Here is a 21,984-nt window from a genome sequence, read left to right on the forward strand (position 1 = left end):
TCTTTCTCATCAGCTTCGTCTTTAGCGCGAACAGACAGGTTGATTACACGGTTTTTACGATCAACACCAGTGTATTTAGCTTCAACATCATCACCAACGTTCAGAACCAGTGTTGCATCTTCAACACGGTCACGTGAAGCTTCTGATGCACGCAGGTAACCTTCAACGCCCAGTGTCAGCTCAACAGTTGCACCTTTAGCATCAACTGCGATTACTTTACCAGTTACGATTGCGCCTTTCTTAGTTGCTGCTAAGTAGTTATTGAATGGATCTTCAGCTAACTGTTTAACACCTAAAGAAATACGCTCACGCTCTGCGTCGACTTGCAGAACAACAGCTGCGATTTCGTCACCTTTTTTGTATTCACGAACTGCTTCTTCACCTGCAACGTTCCAGGAGATGTCAGACAGGTGAACAAGGCCATCGATGCCGCCGTCCAGTCCGATGAAGATACCAAAGTCAGTGATAGACTTGATTTTACCTTCAACACGGTCGCCTTTGTTGTGAGTTTCTGCAAATTGCTGCCATGGGTTAGATTTGCATTGTTTCAGGCCCAGGGAGATACGACGACGTTCTTCATCGATATCCAGAACCATAACTTCAACAACATCACCAACGTTAACAACTTTAGATGGGTGGATGTTTTTGTTAGTCCAATCCATTTCTGAAACGTGAACCAGACCTTCAACGCCTTCTTCGATTTCGACGAAGCAACCATAGTCAGTCAGGTTAGTAACGCGACCAGTCAGTTTAGTACCTTCTGGGTAACGTTTAGCGATTGCGACCCAAGGATCTTCGCCCAGTTGTTTCAGACCCAGAGAAACACGAGTGCGCTCACGGTCGAATTTCAGAACTTTAACATTGATTTCATCACCAACGTTGACGATTTCGCTTGGGTGTTTAACACGTTTCCAAGCCATGTCAGTGATATGCAGCAGGCCGTCAACACCGCCCAGATCAACGAATGCACCGTAGTCAGTAAGGTTCTTAACGATACCTTTAACTTCCATGCCTTCTTGCAGATTTTCCAGCAGTTGATCGCGCTCAGCGCTGCTTTCAGATTCAATTACAGCACGACGAGAAACAACAACGTTGTTGCGTTTCTGATCCAGCTTGATTACTTTGAACTCAAGCTCTTTGCCTTCCAAGTGAGTAGTATCACGAACTGGGCGTACATCTACCAGTGAACCTGGTAAGAACGCACGAATGCCGTTCAGTTCAACAGTGAAACCACCTTTAACTTTACCGTTGATAACACCAGTTACAGTTTCAGCTTCTTCGTAAGCTTTTTCCAGCATCAGCCATGCTTCATGACGTTTCGCTTTCTCACGAGACAGGATAGTTTCACCGAAACCATCTTCTACTGCATCCAGAGCTACATCGATTTCGTCGCCAACTTGGATTTCTAGCTCACCCTGAGCATTTTTGAACTGTTCTACTGGGATAGCAGATTCTGATTTAAGACCTGCGTCAACCAAGACGACGTCTTTATCAATGGCAACAACAGTACCACGGACAATAGAACCAGGACGAGTTTCAATATTCTGCAGGGATTCTTCAAAGAGTTGAGCAAAAGATTCAGTCATATTAATGATCTTCAAGAGTTTTAAATTAACGTCCACTTAGCTTCCCGCCAAATGGGGTTGTTTCACATACCCGACAACATTCCATGTCGCAAGGTTGATGCTATGCTAATTAAATAACCAACATAGCGGTAAGTGCGTATATTATCTAATTATAAGCTAAAATAAAGCCTATAATCACGATAATTGTAGAATTTTTTTTGCGTAGGTGCGTGCTTTTTCAATAACTTCCTCAATAGACATACTTGTGGAGTCCAGCACTAACGCGTCTTTTGCGGCGATAAGAGGCGCGACAGAACGATTACGATCACGAAAATCACGCTCCTCAATTTCGCTCAAAAGACGTTCAAAATTAACATCAAAGCCCTTTTCTTGCAACTGCTTCATACGCCGATGCGCACGTTCTTCCGCTGAAGCATCAAGAAAAATTTTCACTGGTGCATCTGGAAACACGACAGTTCCCATGTCACGACCATCTGCAATTAGCCCCGGCATTGAGCGAAATGCCCGTTGACGTCTTAATAATGCTTCTCTAACACGTGGAAATGTCGCGGTTTGTGAAGCTGTATTACCAACAGTTTCTGTTCTGATCTGATTGGAAACATCTTCCCCTTCTAAGATCACTTTTAATACATTTTCTTCCGGGACAAAGCGGACATCTAAGTTCGCGGCGAGAGGCACTAGCGCATCTTCTGATTGGATATCAACATGGTGATGCAGCGCAGCTAATGCCAATACACGATATATTGCACCTGAGTCTAAAAGTTGCCATCCAAAATCATTTGCTAATGCTTGGCAAAGAGTCCCTTTACCTGCACCGCTAGGTCCATCAACCGTGATTACAGGGGCGATTGCCACCATAAAAAATCTCCTTTCCTGCAAATAGCCTTAGCTACCTGCAATTGAATTCAGTGAAGGTATTATACCAATTCATCAGTTTTGTGAAATAAGCAGGTTCTGATGATTGCAATAAAATAGGAGAAAGTTGATTTCTAGGCGGAATGAAAAAGGGTTGATATTTAGACTTTGACATCAACCCTTTAAATCAATTGATTAACTTAAGCGAGCCAATTGTTCAAAATAGTCGGGGAAGGTTTTTGCCGTACAGCCTGGGTCTAAGATAGTCACAGGTGTATCCGAAAGAGCCACTAAAGAAAAGCACATCGCGATACGGTGGTCATTATACGTTTCAATTTCAGCATGCTTTAATTCTTTCGGGGGGACGACTCGAATATAATCATGCCCCTCCTCAACTTCAGCACCCACTTTACGTAGCTCAGTTGCCATCGCATATAACCGGTCAGTTTCTTTTACTCGCCAATTATAAATATTGCGAATAACCGTTTCGCCCTCAGCAAATAATGCAACAGTACCAATCGTCATTGCAGCATCAGGGATAGCATTCATATCCATATCAATCCCTGTTAATGTTCCACGCTCACATTCGACAAAATCATCCCCCCAGCGAATGATTGCACCCATTTTTTCCAACACATTGGCGAACTTAGTGTCACCTTGCAAGCTGTTGCGGCCTATACCCGTAACTCGTACTGTGCCACCTTTAATTGCCGCAGCAGCTAAGAAATAAGAGGCAGAAGATGCATCACCTTCAACCAAGTACTCACCTGGTGATTGGTATTGTTGCTGGCCTTTAATGATAAAGTGCTGGTATTGATGATTTTCCACTTCAACACCAAAGGTTTTCATTAGCGCTAACGTGATATCAATATACGGTTTAGATACTAACTCACCGATAATTGAAATCGTTGTGTCTTGTTCTGCGCGAGGGGCTGCCATCAATAATGCAGTTAAAAACTGGCTGGATACTGAACCATCAACCGAAATTTCCCCACCGACAAAACCACCTTTTAGTCTAATTGGTGGGTAATTTTCTTGCTCTAAATATTCAATGACAGCGCCGCCTTCTCTTAGCGAATCCACTAGATGGCCAATTGGACGCTCTTTCATGCGAGGTTCGCCTGTGAGCACAATGTCATTGTGGCTCAATGACAAAGCCGCGGTCAGTGGGCGCATTGCAGTTCCTGCATTTCCTAAAAATATTTCTAGCGTATCTGGATGAGATAAATTCCCCCCCAAACCTTCCACTCGACAACGTGTTTTATCTTCAGAGAGTTGATAGTTTACACCTAGCAAGCTTAATGCATTCAGCATGTGGCGAATATCATCACTGTCTAATAAGTTAGTCAGTGTGGTCGTTCCTTTGGCCATCGCCGCTAACAACAGTGCGCGGTTTGAGACACTTTTAGACCCTGGCAAATTGATTGTGCCGTTAATTGAAGAGATAGGTTGTAATGTCAGGGATTGCATAAAAAGCTGTTTCTCCAGTGAAGTTTGCAAGTAAATAAAATTTGGTCCTATTTTCTTTTTAAGCGAATTGTCAGGGCCAAATAACCGACTGAACATCCTGTTTCAGTCGGCAAATCTCATTATTGAGCGTGATGACGTTCGAAATCAGCCATAAAATCAACCAACGCCTGCACTCCATCTAGTGGCATCGCATTATAGATAGACGCACGCATACCACCAGCCACTTTATGGCCTTTTAGTGAAAGTAGCCCTTGGTCTTTTGCTTCTTCAATAAATTTGGCATCTAGTGAAGGATTTTGCATTTGGAATGGTATGTTCATCCAAGAACGGTTTTCGACCGCAACGCGGTTGATATAAAACTGACTGTCATCAATGGCGTTATAGAGCAACTGTGATTTTTCATAATTGCGTTTTGCCATTTCTTGCAAACCGCCCTGTGCTTTCAGCCATTTGAAAACCATACCCGCTAAATACCACGCAAATGTTGGCGGAGTATTAAACATAGAGTCGTGTTTTGCTAATACAGTATAATCAAATACTGATGGCGTTTGAGGGGAGGCTTTACCTAACAAATCTTCACGAATAATGACAATCGTTAAGCCAGCAGGGCCAATATTTTTTTGTGCGCCCGCATAAATCACACCGTAACGGCTAACATCAATAGGCTTAGAAAGAATGGAAGAAGAGTAGTCCGCGACGATAATTTTATCCTCAGGGAAATCAGGTTCTTCATGGATAGCTAAACCACCAATGGTTTCATTAGGGCAATAATGCACATAAGCAGCATCATCACTTAAAGGCCATTCGCGCATGGGTTTTAAGCTCACAACGCCATCTTTTTCTTCTGTAATGTCGATAACATTTGGTTTGCAATATTTTCCAGCTTCTTTCGCAGCAGATTCAGACCAATAACCACTCACAATATAATCTGCCGTCGTTTTCCCATCTAATAAGTTCATTGGCAAGGTAGCAAAGTGTGCACGGGCACCACCGTGACAGAATAACACTTTATAGTTATCTGGAATGTTTAATAAGTCACGTAGGTCTTGTTCTGCTTCGGATGCCACTTCAATAAAGTCTTTTCCGCGATGGCTAACTTCCATTACCGAAACGCCTAAGCCTTTCCAATTACAAAATTCTTGTTCAGCACGACGCATCACTTCAACAGGTAGCATTGCTGGACCTGCACTGAAATTATAAACCTGACTCATTGACCTCACCCTATCTTCAATTATAGTTAGCAAAATTCACTCAGATACTTAAAGTTGTACCATTGAGCGCCTTTAGCTGCAACGGTTATTGTCACTTGATAATGAAAAGCAATAGGGGAATTTGGGGCAGAATAAAGAAAAGAATTTTGTTAATCTCGTCACACTATCAACAACCCTAATTTTATGAAGAAATTAACAATAAAAAACAAATAATATCCCGAATTGCCCCCGAAAATGACAATGCGGGATATTCAAACGAAGGATTGATTAACTAATCACTTTACTCACAATTTCGATTGCTTCCTTTTCGATTAGGCGAAGGTGTTCTTCACCACGGAAACTTTCACAATATATTTTGTAAGCTTCTTCGGTTCCTGAAGGCCGTGCAGCAAACCAGCCATAATCCGTCATAATTTTTAATCCACCAATGGATGCACCATTACCCGGAGCTTCGGTTAAGCGTTGAGTAATTTTATCCCCGGCTAACGTATCTGCGGCAACCATCTCTGGAGATAATTTACTCAGTTTGGCTTTTTCTTCATGGCTTGCTTTGGCTTGAATACGGTTATAAATTGGCGCACCGAATTTTTCAGCCAATTTATTATAACGTTGCTGAGGATTTTCACCGGTAACCGCTGTAATTTCAGCGGCTAACAAGCACAGAATAATACCGTCTTTGTCTGTTGACCAAGGCGTGCCATCAAATTTAAGAAATGATGCACCCGCGCTTTCTTCACCGCCGAAACCCAGTTTTCCACTAAATAAGCCATCAACAAACCATTTAAACCCGACAGGTACTTCAACGAGTTCACGACCGATATCACTAACAACACGGTCAATCATTGCGCTGGAAACGAGTGTTTTACCAACGGCAACGTCTTTCCCCCATTGTGGGCGGTGTTGAAATAAATAGTCAATCGCAACCGCAAGGTAGTGATTAGGATTCATTAGACCATCAGGTGTCACAATCCCGTGTCTGTCATAGTCAGGGTCATTAGCAAACGCTAAATCAAACTTCTCTTTCATGCCTAATAAACCAGCCATTGCCCAACTAGATGAGCAATCCATACGGATAACACCATCATGGTCAAGCGGCATAAAGCGGAAAGTTTGGTCTAGTTGATCATTAACAATTTCGATATCTAATTGATAATATTCTGCAATTTTTTTCCAGTACTCGATGCCTGAGCCGCCTAACGGGTCAACACCAATTTTCAAGCCGGACTTAGCAATGACAGCCATATCGACAACGTCGCCAAGTGCAGCCACATAAGGCATGATCAAATCTTGGGTAGTGACATATTCGCTCGCTAGTGCCTCATCAAAATTGATACGCTTAACACCAACAAGGTTATCTGCCAATAATTGATTGGCTTGTTTTTCAATAACTGAAGTTAAGTCCGTATCTGCTGGGCCACCGTTAGCTGGGTTATATTTGATCCCACCATCTTCTGGGGGATTATGAGATGGCGTAATAACAATGCCATCCGCTATATCGGCGTGGGATTGGTTATAACTTAAAATTGAATGGGAGACTGCAGGAGTTGGCGTAAAGCCATTATTTTCCTGAACAATCACATGAACTTGGTTAGCCGCTAACACCTCAATAACAGTAATAAACGCTGCCTCAGATAAGGCGTGCGTGTCTTTACCTACGTAACAAGGCCCCGTTACACCTTGCTGTTTACGTAAATCAGCAATCGCTTGTGCTATTGCAAAGATATGATTCTCATTGAAGTTTTTACGCAACGAACTACCTCGGTGACCAGATGTGCCGAATTTAACGGCGTGTGAAGCATTTCCTGGCTGAGGCTGCTGCGTATAATATTGAGCGGTTAATTGAGCGACATTGATCAAGTCACTTTGAAACGGAAGCTGCCCTGCACGTTCATGTATTGTCACTTGTTTTCTCCCAAAGCACTGATGCTTGGTTATCAACATCAGTGAAGTTCAGTTATTAAATAGTATTACTCACTTTTTCAATCACATTAGCGGGAAATTGCATTTCCTGCATGATGGCATCAACCATACTACGTTTGCGATTGGTATTTGTGTTCGTTATCACCCAATAAGGTGTACCTGGGATATGACGGGGTTTAGATTGTTTGCCTGCTGCAAGCAATGTTTGCTCATCACCCGCAAAATAAACACGAGTGCGGCCGTGCATAAGCTCAGTTGCACTGGCAAAGCGTTTTGCATCTAAACTATAGAGCGTCGACAAAATCAACATAAAGCGGTCGATGGCTTTGCTTTTTTCAGCATAAGCGTCAGACAATAATAATTCTCGAACCACCCTAACTGGGTTCTGTGTAGTTACAGGTGCACTCGCTGCGGGTTCTGCCTTAATCACCGGTTGTGCCTGACTAATCTCTTTAACTGGTACTGGCTGCCCGGATTTGAAATTTAACATACGGCGCAAAATATCCGATGCACTTTCACCGATATGCTGTGTATGGCTCGCAATATAGCGGTAAAGCTCTTCATCAACTTCTATCGTTTTCATTTTTTCCCAGTACTTATTTTAACTAAAATTTGCGGTGTGATTATAAGACAGTTTTGAAAAAAACAAAACAATTAAAATTTCAATAACTTAAAGCAAACATTATTCTAAGTTCGATGATATTTCAGTATGTTATCGTCCGATTCCTTTAGGTGTTTTTATTCAACGTTAATATTCAATTTTCTGAGTTTCTGTATAACACCTTTATTTTTTATTGACCTAACTAAATATCCTTTACACTAAAAATGCATAGCCGAATATTTGGATTTTCGTTATAGCCATGACATGATGAATGACCCACTTCTCTAATTATTGATAAGATAAATATGACTCTGTTACTCAACCATACTATTCATAAACCCGAAAATCCACTGAGCAATAGCCCTATCGTTCTTATTCATGGTTTGTTTGGCGACCTCAATAATTTGGGTGTGCTTGGTCGCGACCTTCAACACTATTTTGATACCATTCAAATTGATGTTCGCAATCATGGTGAGTCTTTTCGTGATGAAAAAATGACTTACCAACAAATGGCACAAGATGTTATTACCCTTATAAAATCATTAGGCTATAAAAGTGCGATCTTAATTGGGCACTCTATGGGGGGTAAAATTGCCATGGCAGCCACTGAAATTGTCCCTAATTTTATTGAGAAAATTGTCGCAATTGATATCGCTCCAGTCGCATACCAAGTTCGCCGCCACGATAAAATTTTTGCGGCGCTAGATGCTGTCACCACTGAGCACGCAAAAAACCGCCAAGATGCTGCCGCGATTATGCGAAATGAAATAAACGAAGAGGGCGTTATCCAGTTTTTACTCAAATCCTTTAAACAAGGCGAGTGGAAGTTTAATATTCCAGCACTTAAAGCTAATTACGAAAAAATTATAGGCTGGAAAACCGTACCCTCTTGGGATAAACCTGTCTTATTGATTCCCGGTGGGGGCTCTCCTTATGTGCAGGCAGAGTATAAAGACGAAATTGCCGCTCAATTTCCAAATGCAAAAGCATGGGTTGTCGCAGATACGGGGCACTGGGTCCACGCAGAAAAACCAGATCATGTATTAAGAGCTATCCATCGATTTTTATCTATACCTCAGTAATCCCTCTATTTATAAAGATATTGAAAGTTCATATTCTATTTCAATATCTTTATACTATCTATCCACCACAATAATTAGTTACTGAATAAAAGAATAAGACAAACTTCAATACACAGACAATATTAAAGCCTGTATTATCTTTTTTTAAATAAATTCAAACAAAACCAGGAATTGGTTTAATTTTACATATTAAAAGGAATTATTAATACTAAGAATGAAAAACATCCATGAACAATCAACTTTATATTTCATTAATATTATCGCCAAATTATCAGGATTAGCTGACACCAATGAACTTGAAAAAATAATTAACCAGCCGATAAATTACAATGAAAAAATAAAATCCATCCAAAAAAAACACCATATTAATTGCAAAAAAAAGCAAACAAAAAATAAAGATGTCTTTAAGATTTCGTGTCCTGCAATTTTATATAATGAACAAGGGGAAGCGTTCTTATTAGCTAATCGAAATAATGAACAAGTCTTAGTACAAAAATTTGGCAATACCCCCCCCGAGATCTGGGATATCACAAAGCTCCAACAACAATGGAGTGGCCACTGGTTGCATGTTAGTCTCAAACAAGGGCAATTTGATATCACCTGGTTTCAAGTGGAATTTTTGAAATACAAATCAATTATTCTTTGGGTTTTATTTTTCTCATTCATACTCCAAATATTAGCATTAGTCTCTCCTATTGTGATGCAAGTAATTATGGACAAAGTATTAGTCCATAATAGTTTATTAACCTTGGATGTTTTAGTTTTTGGTCTTATTATCGCAGCGATTATAGAGGTAACATTAAAAGGTTTACGACAATATATTTATCACCATACCGTCAACCGCATTGATGTAACATTAGGATTAAATCTAGTTGACCACTTACTTCGTTTACCCATTCCCTTTTTTAAAAACCGTCAAATTGGGGCGATTGTTACCCGTGTTAAAGAACTTGAAACGATCAGAGAATTTTTAACCAGCAGCTTCTTTACTCTATGTGTTGATGTTTTATTTTTGTTTGTATTTATTTTTGTGATGAATTTAATTTCAACCACACTTACTTTAATATTTTTATGCTCAATTCCATTCTATTTATTATTAGCGTGGTGGCTCACACCTAAAATTGAAGCAGCCGCTCAACAGCAATTCATGAATATCGCCATCAACACCTCGTTCTTGACGGAAAGTATTAATGGTATTGAAACGGCTAAAAGTTTATCTGTAGAACCTAGTTTCACGCGTCGTTGGGATAAACAGACCTCAGAGATGAGCCACACCAATTTTACTTCAGGGCAAATTAGTTCTCGCTCAGAACACCTCGTGATGCTAATTGAAAAATCTACGAGTGCAATCATATTGTGGGTTGGCGCCTCAGAAGTTCTCGCTTTACAAATGACAATCGGTCAATTTATTGCTTTCCATATGATGGTAAACCATGCCAGCCAACCATTAGTGAAACTCGTTAAATTATGGGGAGATTACATTCGAACTCATGTTGCTATCGAAAAATTATCACAGATTATTAATTTGCCCGTGGAACAAAATCGCCAAGAAAACACCGTGCCAATAAACGGTAATATTCATCTGGATAGCATTTGTTTTCGTTACCAGCCCAACACTCCCTATATCCTTCAGAATTTTAGTTTGAATATCAAAGCGGGTGAAACCATCGGTATTGTTGGCACATCAGGTTCAGGTAAAAGCACCTTAGCGCGCCTGTTACTCCGATTATACAGCCCTGAAAGTGGAACAATTTTTATTGATGGTATGCCATTATCCTCCATCAACATTCATTCATTAAGGCAACAAATAGGTATTGTCCTTCAGGAAAACTTCTTATTTAGCCAATCCGTTTTCAATAATATTGCTCAAACTCGCCCCAATGCGTCTATGGATGATGTTGTACATGCAGCCCAAATGGCAGGAGCGCATGAGTTTATTCTTAAACTACCGATGGGTTATGACACCGTTTTAGCTGAAGGTGGCTCATCCCTTTCGGGTGGTCAACGCCAACGCATTGCAATAGCAAGAACCTTACTTGCAAATCCTAAAGTGATTATTTTTGATGAGGCAACCAGCGCTCTAGATGATGAATCCCAAGCCATTATTCAAAAGAATATGCAAATTATCGCAGAAGGCAGAACAGTAATTACCATCGCACATCGCCTTTCAACAATTCGTAATCACCAACGAATTTTAGTCATGCAAAACGGGGAAATTATTGAACAAGGCAGTCATCAGCAACTCATTGAGCAAGGTGATTTCTATAAACATTTATGGACGCTGCAGCAATCCCTTAAATAAGACATGGATGTAATATGAAACAAAGATTAGAAAAAGTTCGCTATAACAGTTTTTTACCTTCTCATTTGGCTATTTTAAAGACGCCCCCCTCTTACTTAGCCTCGTGTGTTGCAATTTCAATCAGCTTAGGTGTTTTTATTGCCATTATCTGGTCATTTTTTGGAAAATTAGATATTCAAGCAACCACACAAGGAAAATTAATTGTTTCTGGACGTACTCAACAAATTCAAGCATTTGAGCTAAGTCGCTTACAATATATTCATGTAGCCGATGGACAACATGTTAAGCAAGGTGACCCATTATTTACTGTGAATGTTTTAGGGGTAGATCAAGACATTCACAGTTTACATTATCAACGCAATTTCCAGCGCATTGAAACATTAATCTACCAAGCGCTACTATCACAACAATCTATTGCTCAATTTCCCTTATTTAATGCACTCTCTGAAGAAGAGCAAACCAACGCATTAGCGAGTTATCAAACACAAAAAATAGAGTTTGATTCACTTATCAATGAAATATCAAATGAAATCCAACTGAATACCGTCAGTCAACACGCTAGAAAAAATGAGTTAAAAACAATTAACTCTCTCATATTGAATATAAAAAAACGCTTAGAGGCACATCAATCACTTAGCCAAAAGCAAATTATTAGCCAAAAAGAATTCCTTGAACAAGAACGTGAATTGCTTATTACCCAAAAAGAAAAAACGACCAAACTTTCCGAATTGTCTATTTTAGACAGTCAGCATCATGCTTTGATTAAAAAACGCGATCGGATAAAAGCGCAAAAAAACCAAGAATGGGATGAGAAATATAAGCAAGCAGCATTTAAGCAAGTCTCTCTTGACCAAGAGTTACTAAAAAACCAAGAAAGAAATCAGCTTGAAATTATTCGAGCGCCAGTTGATGGTACTGTTCAGCAGCTTGCCACACACACAATTGGTGCTGTCCTCCAACCTGCGCAGCAATTAATGGCTATTGTGCCGAATAACGATGTCCAGCTCGCCGAAATTAAAATTCTGAATAAAGATATTGGATTTATTCATGAGGGGTTAAAAGCCGAAGTAAAAATAGATGCATTTCCTTATACCCGCTACGGAACAATTGATGGCGAAATTCTTTCAATTTCGAGGGATAGTACCCATGATGAAAATTTGGGTTTGGTTTTTTTAGGTCAAATTGGTTTGCAACAAAAGTCATTGTTAGTTGACGGTGAGAAAATTGAACTCACCCCAGGCCTTTCCATTGTGGCTGAAATTAAAACAGATAAACGGCGCGTTATCGATTATCTCCTTAGCCCTATCAATGAATACACCTCGAATGCGATGAGAGAAAAATAATCAATGGAACAAATGAATAATAACGGCTTGGAAGCTATTGTTTGGATTGCTAATTTCTACAAACAAAATGTGACAAAAGAGCAGCTTCGTCATGCTATTGGACTACAAACAGTTTCACCAACTGAATGGGATATTCAAGAATGTGCACATACATTAGGATATGAAACGGAACTCATTTCAGTATCTCACTCACAACTCAATATATTACCGCTACCTGTTTTAATTTATTTTGAAAAAGAATGGGCAATTTTAGACAAAAAAAATGAACTTATACTTATCAACCCAACGAATGGAGAGAAACAACTTATTAATGATATTGTATTTGGGGCATCCGCTCAGTTAGACGTTATGTTAATCAAGGAGCAATATGAGCCTGAGCAAAAAAAAGCCTTTGGTTTTGGTTGGTTCATTCCTTCAATAATGCGCCAATACGGTAAGTTGAGAAATATTTTTATTCTCTCCGCCGTCATCCAATTATTTGCCTTAGTCAGCCCCCTTTTATTTCAAAACCTTGTTGATAAGGTTTTAGTCGGGCGCAGTATTTCCAATTTACATGTTATCGCCATTGCTATTTTTGCAATTGCAGTTATGGAGCCAGTTTATGCTTTTATACGCAACAAAATTTTTAGTCATACCAGTAGCCAAATAAGTGCCGAATTGTCAGGGAAAATCTACCGCCATTTGATGGCGTTACCACTAAACTATTTTAAATTAAGGCCAACAGGAAAGATTATCGCTCGTGTTCGTGAGCTTGCCCATATTCGGCAATTTCTGACAGGTTCAACCTTAATGCTGTTTATCGATTTTATTTTTGTCATCATTTTTATTGCAGTTCTATTTTCTTATAGTTCACTTATGGCGTGGATTCTAATAGGCTCAATGGGCGTATTTTTTATTTTATGGACGATATTCGGCCCCATCATTCGCCAGCAAACAGAAAAAGCCTATCAAGCTGATGAAAATGGGCTGACTTTTCTAACTGAAAGTATTACAGGGATTGAAACGATAAAAACAACAGCGACCGAGAAATACTTTAACCAACGATGGAAAAAAATATTCAGTAAACAGCTACGCCAAAACTTCAAAGTCTCTATACGCAGTGAAATTGCAGGGCAACTAATGACCTTTGTCAGCAAAGCTACCACGGCGGTACTTTTATGGGTGGGAGTCAAAGAGGTTTTAAACGGTGCTATTAGTCCCGGTGAATTAGTTGCTTTTAATATGCTAAGCGCACATGTGACACAACCTGTTTTACGCTTTGCACAAGTCTGGCAAGATTTTCAGCATACTATAATCTCCTTGCGCCGTGTAGGGGATATTTTAGATAAGCCGGTTGAAAATGAACGACAAGGAATAGCAAGCTCAGCCAGCGTTCAAGGTAAAATTGAATTTCAAAATATTCGATTTCGTTATCAACCTGATACACCCGAAGTTCTCAATAATTTAACGCTGTCAGTTAAGGCAGGTGAATTTATCGGAATAACAGGACCATCAGGCTCAGGCAAAAGTACGCTGACAAAATTGTTGCAACGTCTTTATGTCCCACAACACGGCCAAGTCATTATCGATGGAATGGACTTAGCCACTGCAGATACAGTTTCATTACGTCGAAGAATGAGTGTTGTTTTGCAAGAAAGCACACTATTTGTTGGAACAATTACTGATAACATCCGACTAAGTACCCCCAATGCAACTGAAGAGCAGGTCATTCGTGCCGCAAAACTAGCGGGAGCCTATGATTTTATTATGGCTTTACCAGATGGTTTTGATTATCAATTATCTGAAAAAGGGGTAAATATTTCAGGGGGGCAACGCCAACGTATCGCCCTTGCTCGTGCCTTGCTAACTGAGCCTGATATTTTGATCCTTGATGAGGCCACTTCTGCACTCGATTATGAGTCTGAGGCTGCAATCATGGCAAATATGCCTTTAATTTCCCAAGGGAGAACCGTCATCAGTATCGCCCATCGATTAAACACAATTAAACACGCTGATAGAATTTGTGTGATCTGTCATGGAGAAGTTACTGAAGTAGGCACACATACGGACTTACTTCAATCAAATGGACTTTACGCCAGCTTGTGGCAACAACAAACACAATAAGTGTTCAAAAAAGCATCACTGATATAGCAAGGGGTGCTTTTTTCTTAAAACCGCGTTTTTTTTCGCCAATCAAACCTATACCTTCCCCTCGCAGCTATAGCACTAGGGGATTAGCTAGGGTATCATGGCGCGCTGAATTATTGGCACACCCTTTTAGCAATTATAGACATGGCAAAAGAACAAACTGATCGTACGACTCTGGATTTGTTCGCTGAGGAACGAAGGCCTGGGCGACCTAAGACAAGCCCGCTATCACGGGATGAACAATTAAGGATCAACAAGCGCAACCAATTAAAACGCGATAAAGTGAAAGGATTGCGCCGAGTTGAACTTAAATTAAATGAAGAGGCTGTAACTGTACTGAATCAGTTAGCTGAAGAAAAAAACATAAGCCGCAGTGAATTAATAGAAGAAATCTTGATGTCACAACTTCAACAAGTTGATGAGACAATACTCAAGTAACACTATCTTAGTAAATCACACAAATTTGACAGACTTATAAAAGTTTTTTCGCCAGAATAAGGCATAAAATTCTATTTATTTTCGTTCTAAATGAGTTCTAGAAGTTGAGGCACTCCTTCTTTCTCTCTTAGAAAAACAAGAGGTTAATCAGTTTATGGCAGTCATCGGTATTTTCTTCGGAAGTGATACAGGTAACACAGAAAATATTGCCAAAATGATCCAAGAAAGATTAGGCAAAGACGTAGCAGAAGTTCATGATATTGCTAAGTGCAGCAAAGAAGACATTGAAGCTTTTGACATTCTACTTCTTGGTATTCCAACTTGGTATTACGGCGAAGCACAATGCGATTGGGATGACTTTTTCCCAACGTTAGAAGAAATTGATTTTGAAGGCAAACTTGTCGCTCTTTTTGGTTGTGGAGACCAAGAAGACTACGCAGAATATTTCTGTGATGCGATGGGCACCATCCGCGACATCATCGAACCACGAGGTGCGGTGATTGTTGGACACTGGCCAACCGAAGGCTACCACTTCGAAGTTTCAAAAGGTATGGCAGATGACACCCACTTCATTGGTTTAGCAATCGATGAAGATCGCCAACCTGAATTAACAGATGAACGAGTGGATGCATGGGTCAAACAAATCTCTGATGAGATGTCATTAGCTGAAATTCTTGGCTAGTCGATTAAAAATAAGTGTTATTCATTAGGCAGAATACCTTTTCGCTCAAAGTGCACCATCGCGGAACGTCATTCGGTCTAAAATAATCGATTAAATATCCTAATTGGATAGACTTATAAGAGATTATCAAAATAATGAGACAATACATGGTTTCTATTTTTATTTTCCATGCCTATAATTGTAAATCAGTTTAGAAGACAACTGGATTTATGTTAAAAATGTCTCATTATTGTTAAATTTATGATTTAAGATACAGGACAAACCCGCATGACAGACAACAACAAAGCATTGAAAAATGCTGGACTCAAAGTCACTCTTCCAAGACTTAAGATTTTGGAAGTACTTCAGGAGCCTGAGTGCCACCACGTCAGTGCGGAAGATCTCTACAAAAAGCTGATTGATATGGGCGAAGAGATCGGGCTAGCGACTGTATACCGTGTATTAAACCAGTTTGATGATGCAGGTATCGTTACACGCCATAATTTCGAGGGTGGAAAATCCGTATTCGAACTAACTCAGCAGCATCACCATGACCACTTAATTTGTTTAGATTGTGGTAAAGTGATTGAGTTTACTGATGAATCGATTGAAACTCGCCAAAAAAATATCGCTGCTCGTCACGGTATTAAACTGTCTAACCACAGCTTATACTTATACGGCCACTGTGCTGATGGTGATTGCCGCGATAATGCTGACGCACACGAAGCAAAAGAGTAATAATTTAATCGCTATCATACCTTGATGGTGACCCATTTCTCAAAAGCCTGATAACAACCGTTATCGGGCTTTTTTATTGTGTAAATTCACCGATAAATTAAGCATTCCCAGTTAGAATATCCATAATTTCTCTTATTCACTTTATATTTATCACTAAATATGTCGTTAAGGTGAAATATTGAAGTGTTCTATAATAAGTTGCAATTCACTTCAAATCCTTTATATTGTTTTACAGATAAACCACCTTCTCTATTTGAGAATATTTACAATGATATCATAGCGATGTACAACGTTATTTAAAATATAAATTGCATCTACTTTTTATATCATTGTCATATGATTTATCTAATTAACGTCTATAATAAGCCCAATATATTACGACCAAAATTTCGGCTTACCTTAATTTAATAAGCCAGACAAATGTAATAAAAAAGTTAAATTACAATTCCATAATGTAATTCATGTATTTTTAGCTAGACTTATTTGGATTGCTCTCGTACTTCGTAAGAGATTAACTGATGAAAAAAACATATCTTTTTATTAACACTAGTTTTTTCTTCTGGTTTCTTACTTTAATAGGATGGTTTTTTCGTCATACAGCCATCACCTTATTTTCATTTGTATTATCAATTCTGTTCTTGATCTTATACTTCAATCAAAAAAAGGTAAGTAAAATGTTCACCAAAAGACAAAACAAACAAACCCCTGAAGAAACGCCTACTATTCGTGAACCTGAGATTATCTCTAAGATAGAAGAACAAGTTACGATACCAACCCCTACTCTTAGTGAAGAAAAATCGAATACAATTATCTCAAGGGATGTGATGTTTGAAGGCAACATAACCTCAAACGAGCAAGTCCACATTTATGGCAAGGTCGTTGGTAACATCACAGGGAAAGATAATACCGTTAAAGTGATGCTAAATGGCCAAGTGACAGGTAATATTATTTGTAAGGAATTGATTATTAATGGCCGAGTTGAGGGTGAATGTACCTCTGAATCTATCAGTATCGAAAATAACGGCGAAGTCCATGGAACGATTCAGTACAGTAGTTTATCGATTAAAAAAGGTGGTATCCTTTCTGGGCAAGCTAAAGTCAAAAATAGTGTTACTCACACAGATAAAGTCACGCAATTAAAAGATAAAGTAAAACATGATGCGACTACCATCAATAATGAAGGTGATAAAGGAATTGCCTCGTTATAAATGTTTATTTTTCTGCACTAGGATAATGACTAAATAATAAAAATAAGGTGAATGTTATCCACCTTATTTTTAATTTTTAAACTTGCAATATAAGTATATTTTCTTATTTTATTCGGCGATTTGAAACTACATATATATGCTAAGTGTATTTTAGTCGGTTACCATCATGTTTATTTCAATGGTAACCACTATTTATTTAATTCATTAAAAAACCGTAAATGGCATCATCACCATAAACTTAATATCTTTTTCATCTTGGAAGATATTTCCATAACCACCACCATAGCTAGGAATATCGGTATGGTTATCATATTTGGTGAAGTGCAATTTAAATAGCGTGTCTTTTGCTCGGCCTGTTTGAACCGTGTATAAAACATCAAAGTTCCACGCACTTTCTTTTAAGCGCACATCTTGGGCATATTGGGAATTTGTGCTTGGCTTTGCATCCCAACCATAAATATAGGAAGTACCAACCTTCCAACCTGCGAGATCCCAATTTTTAAGGTCGTACATCACACCTGCATATAATGCTTTTTCATTGTTGGCGTTCCAATCTGAACGGCCATCCCACCAAATATCCATACGCCCATTAGATGTCGCCCAGCCTGGCGTCATACGTTGCAAGAAGTAGCCTTGGTTACCTTCCGCTTTAACGTAGGTTCCTTCAACTTTAAAATCAAACTGTTCATAGGTATACCCTAATGTCATCGCTTGCAACCACGCTAAGCCGTCATAAACATCATTGACACCACCGTCAGAAACTTTGTCTTTTGAGCCATAGAATTGATATGAAAGGCGTAAATCGCGTTCAGCCACAGGCACGGCATATGAAACCTTAGCAAAATACTGATCCATATAGTCTTTAGCTTGGCCATAGGCCCCTTCTAGCACTAAATTATTTTTAAAATCATATTTAAATCCAATAGAGTGCAAATAACTGATCCCTGTTTTGCCATCAGCTTCACGGAAGTCATACATTGAGCGGTACCACGGAGCCTTATAGCGGTCTGTCCACATATAGGACATGCTCAGTTCACCATTTTGCTCGAAATCAAAAACACCACCAACTTCCAAACCACGATAAGTCCCTGGCATGTAACTCCAATGTGAAGCTAATAACGTTTGTCCTGTAGGCTGGATATAGCCCCCTCTTCCCCAGAAAGGACCGTATTTCAATTTTGCAGCAGCTTTATAAAATGTTACACCACTGCGATCGCCAGTCCATTTTTCATCCCAACGTGATTTAGCATCACTAAAACCAATTTCGTTAGGTGCAGCAGGGCCACTGTTCGATAATTCAATCGCAGTAAAACCCGCTAAATCCAAGCCGATAACATCTTGAAAATAACCAGATGAAAAATCTAGGCTAGCATTGAATGTGGAGTGTTTAAGATTATCTGCATATTTTTTATATTTATCGCTATTTGGGTCCAAATCCTTACGAGAACGATCCCTTTGCCAGTAATAAAGTCCACCTGTGAGTTTTGAATCTTCAAGAAATTGTTCTGCGTGAGTCATTGGCTGATACGCGATAGGCAACATCGCGATGGCGATTTTTAAGACGAGCAACTTCCTGCCAGTATTGACATGTTTATTAACCATTCTTGTATTCCTCTAATATTTTTTATGTTTTATTTTTCGGCCGAAATACGATTTAACTTTTCATTTAAATCTAAATATTCACAACAACTTATGTTGTTTGTGATGTGATTAGCCTATTTTTTGCGACGCGAATTATCAACACTGATACTGGCTTTGTTGCCAAAATATGATCAACGGCACATTAATTTTAATTAACAGTCATTATCACAAATGATGACTCATTAACCAGTCAACCATAACTAATTGATAAATAATTAAAATAAATAAAAGTTAGCGCAATAATTAAACTTAGGAATACTTGAATAAATTGCTTTGTTATGAAGTTAGCGTTACAAATTAAGCACCATTGATTATGTTCTATCACCACATTGACTTAATTTTGTGAGAAAGATAAACGAAATAAGCCTTTTTAGATTCACTTTCTTGTTTTAGCTTAATCATATTTATAAATTGATAGCGATTTCTCGTTATCATTTCTCAGCTTTTTACACGTTAATATGACCGTTAATAAGATAGCATTAATGAGAAAAGTATCCTGTTTTCATCTGCTACTATGAAATTTCATTTCAACAAAGAGCGTACACAAATGAAAATTGATTTAACGGGAAAACGCGCCTTAATTAGTGCATCAACCGCAGGCATCGGTTTTGCTATAGCAAAAGGACTTGCAGTCTGCGGCGCAGAAGTATTCATTAACGGCCGTAATAAAAAAAGTGTTGATGACGCGGTATTGCGCCTACAAAAAGAACTCCCTAATGCCAAAGTATCCCCTGCCGTCGCTGATGTAAGTGATCCTGCAGGCATCACCCTGCTACTTAGTGAAATCAAAGAAGTTGATATTTTAGTCAACAATGCCGGAATTTATGGTGCTGAAGACTTTTATGCAACCGACGATGCAACTTGGAATAATTACTGGCAAACCAATGTGATGTCATCTGTCCGTTTATCCCGAGCCCTATTACCTGCAATGGTGGAAAAAGGTTGGGGTCGAGTTGTCTTTATTTCATCTGAATCTGCACGCAATATTCCTGCGGATATGATCCACTATGGTGTCACAAAAACGGCTATGCTTTCGCTTTCTCGTGGGCTCGCAAAATATGTTGCCGGCTCAGGGGTTACTGTAAACAGTGTTCTTCCAGGACCAACACTATCTGATGGTTTTGCCAATATGATGGAAGATGAAGCAGCGAAAACAGGTAAGCCAGTCGAAGCACTCGCCAACGAATTTGTGATTGCACACAGACCAAGTTCTATTATTCGACGTGCAGCCTCTGTAGAAGAAGTGGCGAATATGGTGGTTTATACTTGTTCGAAGCAAGCATCAGCAACCTCAGGGGCTGCATTACGTGTTGATGGAGGTGTTATTGACGATATCATTTAATCATTGGCAAGTTGTTACCTAATGTATTGATTATTTAGTATTAAGTAGCAAGGCAATTAACGGGGTTCAGAAAACTGCACCCCGCTACCTTAACGCTCAAAATGCATTAAGTTTAATATTTTTCAAATAGCGCCTGAATTTTCTGCGGATCTTTCGTTTCAGTTAACACTAATTGTAATAACACGCGAGCCTTTTGCGGGTTTAACCTTTCAGATGCCACAAAGCCATATAAATTATCATCAACCTCAGCATTACGAGTGGTATAACCTGTTGGAACGCGACTTGCACGCACCACAACCACATCCTCTTTTGCTGCCTTCGCTAATGCATCAAATACTGTTTTATACATGTTGCCGTTACCAACCCCCGCACTGACAATCCCCTCTACGCCTTCCTCTCTCAATGCCTTAACAGGAGCAGCGGATGCATTGGCATAGTTATAAACGATCCCCACCGCAGGTAATTTCTCTAATTTACTCACATCAAATTCGGCCTTATCAGCACGAGGTTGAGGTGCTTGGAAATACGTCACTTTGCCATCGTGAATAAAGCCTTCAGCACCTGCGTTAACCGCATCAAATGCCTGTACTTCTGTTGTGCTCATTTTCATCACATTACGGCCTTGAACGACTTTATCGTTCATCGCCATAAGTACACCACGGTCACCAGCTGATTTATCCGTTGCAAGTACCACGGCGTTATATAAATTTAGAGGGCCATCCGCGCCCAGTGCCGTTGATGGACGCATTGCGCCCACTAATACAATTGGTTTCTTACAATAGGTTGTTAAATCAAGGAAAAAAGCCGTTTCCTCTAGCGTATCTGTTCCATGAGTGATCACAAATCCATCAGTTTTATCGCAGTCCTGATTAATTTTTTTCGCCAACGTCAACCAAACTTGGTCATTCATATCTTGCGAACCGATATTCACCAACTGCTCACCGCTTAAATTGGCGATTTTCTTGGTTTCTGGAACTGCATTAATTAACGCATCAATGCCCACTTTACCCGCTTGATAGCTAGAAGAGGTTGCTGAATCCCCGCCCCCAGCAATAGTTCCCCCCGTTGCCAATACCGTAATATTCGGCTGAGCGATAGCAGATACGGCAAACAGTGAAACCAGTGTCGCGAGCAGCGCTTTATTTCTGTTTTTCATCCTATTTTCCTTTCATTAATAAACTTTAGTTATTATGTGGATTTATGCTGAATTTATTGTGACCTATACCCCAAATAATTCGAGTTGCAGGTAGGCGACAAGCGACGATAGACGGGGAGCATAGGTAAACTATGTGACTCGGCTAGCGTAGCGTAGTCAACACCGCCGCAAGTTGAAGGATTTCGGGTATATATAATTATTTTAGGAGAAATAATGAATATTAAGATGATTTCTCTATGAATGAATAAAAAGCGTGAGGTTGAGGCAAAAATCCGTATGATAGCCCGTTTGACACACTCTATT

The 21,984-nt window shown here is 39.5% G+C and carries 17 protein-coding genes; 9 read left to right on the top strand and 8 right to left on the bottom strand.

The annotated features are described in order from the left end of the window. The 6 genes from rpsA to seqA form a co-directional block, all read right to left on the bottom strand. The coding region (rpsA, locus tag ABWP91_RS18675; RefSeq protein WP_353244512.1) for a 30S ribosomal protein S1 at positions 1-1,586 on the bottom strand (1,586 nt) is incomplete at its 3' end. A 174-nt stretch (positions 1,587-1,760) separates the two neighbouring features. Beyond that, the gene (gene cmk, locus ABWP91_RS18680; protein WP_353244513.1) at positions 1,761-2,444 is read right to left on the bottom strand and encodes a (d)CMP kinase; all 684 of its coding nucleotides are present in this window, start codon (positions 2,442-2,444) and stop codon (positions 1,761-1,763) included. A gap of 192 nt (positions 2,445-2,636) precedes the next feature. Beyond that, positions 2,637-3,911: a 3-phosphoshikimate 1-carboxyvinyltransferase gene (gene aroA, locus ABWP91_RS18685; RefSeq protein ID WP_353244514.1), complete on the bottom strand. Its 1,275-nt coding sequence runs from the start codon at positions 3,909-3,911 to the stop codon at positions 2,637-2,639. 119 nt (positions 3,912-4,030) lie between these two features. Next, positions 4,031-5,122 carry a 3-phosphoserine/phosphohydroxythreonine transaminase gene (gene serC, locus ABWP91_RS18690; RefSeq protein ID WP_353244515.1) on the bottom strand — a complete coding sequence of 364 codons (1,092 nt, stop codon included), beginning with the start codon at positions 5,120-5,122 and terminating at the stop codon, positions 4,031-4,033. Positions 5,123-5,389: 267 nt separating this feature from the next. Beyond that, a complete protein-coding gene (gene pgm, locus ABWP91_RS18695; RefSeq protein ID WP_353244516.1) occupies positions 5,390-7,024 on the bottom strand; it encodes a phosphoglucomutase (alpha-D-glucose-1,6-bisphosphate-dependent) in 1,635 nt (544 codons plus the stop codon). Positions 7,025-7,079: 55 nt separating this feature from the next. Beyond that, positions 7,080-7,625, bottom strand: a complete 546-nt coding sequence (gene seqA, locus ABWP91_RS18700; RefSeq protein WP_353244517.1) for a replication initiation negative regulator SeqA — start codon at positions 7,623-7,625, stop codon at positions 7,080-7,082. Positions 7,626-7,948: 323 nt separating this feature from the next. On the opposite strand from seqA, the gene ybfF reads away from it, so the two are divergent. The 8 genes from ybfF (at position 7,949) to ABWP91_RS18740 (ending at position 17,542) form a co-directional block, all read left to right on the top strand. Further along, positions 7,949-8,725: an esterase gene (gene ybfF / locus ABWP91_RS18705; RefSeq protein ID WP_353244518.1), complete on the top strand. Its 777-nt coding sequence runs from the start codon at positions 7,949-7,951 to the stop codon at positions 8,723-8,725. A gap of 214 nt (positions 8,726-8,939) precedes the next feature. Beyond that, a complete protein-coding gene (locus tag ABWP91_RS18710; RefSeq protein ID WP_353244519.1) occupies positions 8,940-11,027 on the top strand; it encodes a peptidase domain-containing ABC transporter in 2,088 nt (695 codons plus the stop codon). Positions 11,028-11,041: 14 nt separating this feature from the next. Then, positions 11,042-12,370, top strand: a complete 1,329-nt coding sequence (locus ABWP91_RS18715; RefSeq protein WP_353244520.1) for an HlyD family type I secretion periplasmic adaptor subunit — start codon at positions 11,042-11,044, stop codon at positions 12,368-12,370. A gap of 3 nt (positions 12,371-12,373) precedes the next feature. Further along, positions 12,374-14,473 (top strand): type I secretion system permease/ATPase, encoded by a 2,100-nt coding sequence (locus ABWP91_RS18720; protein ID WP_353244521.1) that lies wholly within the window; start codon positions 12,374-12,376, stop codon positions 14,471-14,473. Between the two features lie 168 nt (positions 14,474-14,641). Beyond that, positions 14,642-14,935, top strand: coding sequence for a LexA regulated protein (gene ybfE / locus ABWP91_RS18725; RefSeq protein ID WP_349415402.1), 294 nt, complete (start codon positions 14,642-14,644; stop codon positions 14,933-14,935). A gap of 154 nt (positions 14,936-15,089) precedes the next feature. After that, positions 15,090-15,617: a flavodoxin FldA gene (gene fldA, locus ABWP91_RS18730; protein WP_353244522.1), complete on the top strand. Its 528-nt coding sequence runs from the start codon at positions 15,090-15,092 to the stop codon at positions 15,615-15,617. Between the two features lie 267 nt (positions 15,618-15,884). After that, positions 15,885-16,334, top strand: a complete 450-nt coding sequence (fur, locus tag ABWP91_RS18735) for a ferric iron uptake transcriptional regulator (RefSeq protein WP_004256285.1) — start codon at positions 15,885-15,887, stop codon at positions 16,332-16,334. Between the two features lie 674 nt (positions 16,335-17,008). Then, complete coding sequence (locus ABWP91_RS18740; protein WP_353244523.1) at positions 17,009-17,542, top strand: bactofilin family protein; 534 nt, start codon at positions 17,009-17,011, stop codon at positions 17,540-17,542. Positions 17,543-17,746: 204 nt separating this feature from the next. Here the strand turns inward: ABWP91_RS18740 and chiP are convergent, their stop codons facing one another. Beyond that, complete coding sequence (chiP, locus tag ABWP91_RS18745; RefSeq protein WP_502935826.1) at positions 17,747-19,144, bottom strand: chitoporin ChiP; 1,398 nt, start codon at positions 19,142-19,144, stop codon at positions 17,747-17,749. Positions 19,145-19,730: 586 nt separating this feature from the next. Between chiP and ABWP91_RS18750 the strand changes: the two genes are divergently transcribed. Further along, positions 19,731-20,525: an SDR family NAD(P)-dependent oxidoreductase gene (locus ABWP91_RS18750; RefSeq protein ID WP_353244524.1), complete on the top strand. Its 795-nt coding sequence runs from the start codon at positions 19,731-19,733 to the stop codon at positions 20,523-20,525. Between the two features lie 112 nt (positions 20,526-20,637). On the opposite strand, the gene ansB is transcribed toward ABWP91_RS18750, so the two are convergent. Continuing rightward, positions 20,638-21,681 (bottom strand): L-asparaginase 2, encoded by a 1,044-nt coding sequence (ansB, locus tag ABWP91_RS18755; RefSeq protein ID WP_353244525.1) that lies wholly within the window; start codon positions 21,679-21,681, stop codon positions 20,638-20,640. Positions 21,682-21,984 lie beyond the last annotated feature (303 nt).

Source organism: Providencia sp., from assembly GCF_040396775.1.
In the GTDB taxonomy this organism is placed as follows: Bacteria; Pseudomonadota; Gammaproteobacteria; order Enterobacterales; family Enterobacteriaceae; genus Providencia.

Excerpts from the sequence above, each read along its gene's own strand:
- cmk (WP_353244513.1), bottom strand. The coding sequence starts at position 2,444 with ATGGTGGCAATCGCCCCTGTAATCACGGTTGATGGACCTAGCGGTGCA.
- aroA (WP_353244514.1), bottom strand. The coding sequence starts at position 3,911 with ATGCAATCCCTGACATTACAACCTATCTCTTCAATTAACGGCACAATC.
- serC (WP_353244515.1), bottom strand. The coding sequence starts at position 5,122 with ATGAGTCAGGTTTATAATTTCAGTGCAGGTCCAGCAATGCTACCTGTT.
- seqA (WP_353244517.1), bottom strand. The coding sequence starts at position 7,625 with ATGAAAACGATAGAAGTTGATGAAGAGCTTTACCGCTATATTGCGAGC.
- ybfF (WP_353244518.1), top strand. The coding sequence starts at position 7,949 with ATGACTCTGTTACTCAACCATACTATTCATAAACCCGAAAATCCACTG.
- ABWP91_RS18710 (WP_353244519.1), top strand. The coding sequence starts at position 8,940 with ATGAAAAACATCCATGAACAATCAACTTTATATTTCATTAATATTATC.
- ABWP91_RS18715 (WP_353244520.1), top strand. The coding sequence starts at position 11,042 with ATGAAACAAAGATTAGAAAAAGTTCGCTATAACAGTTTTTTACCTTCT.
- ABWP91_RS18720 (WP_353244521.1), top strand. The coding sequence starts at position 12,374 with ATGGAACAAATGAATAATAACGGCTTGGAAGCTATTGTTTGGATTGCT.
- ybfE (WP_349415402.1), top strand. The coding sequence starts at position 14,642 with ATGGCAAAAGAACAAACTGATCGTACGACTCTGGATTTGTTCGCTGAG.
- fldA (WP_353244522.1), top strand. The coding sequence starts at position 15,090 with ATGGCAGTCATCGGTATTTTCTTCGGAAGTGATACAGGTAACACAGAA.
- fur (WP_004256285.1), top strand. The coding sequence starts at position 15,885 with ATGACAGACAACAACAAAGCATTGAAAAATGCTGGACTCAAAGTCACT.
- ABWP91_RS18740 (WP_353244523.1), top strand. The coding sequence starts at position 17,009 with ATGTTCACCAAAAGACAAAACAAACAAACCCCTGAAGAAACGCCTACT.
- chiP (WP_502935826.1), bottom strand. The coding sequence starts at position 19,144 with ATGGTTAATAAACATGTCAATACTGGCAGGAAGTTGCTCGTCTTAAAA.
- ABWP91_RS18750 (WP_353244524.1), top strand. The coding sequence starts at position 19,731 with ATGAAAATTGATTTAACGGGAAAACGCGCCTTAATTAGTGCATCAACC.
- ansB (WP_353244525.1), bottom strand. The coding sequence starts at position 21,681 with ATGAAAAACAGAAATAAAGCGCTGCTCGCGACACTGGTTTCACTGTTT.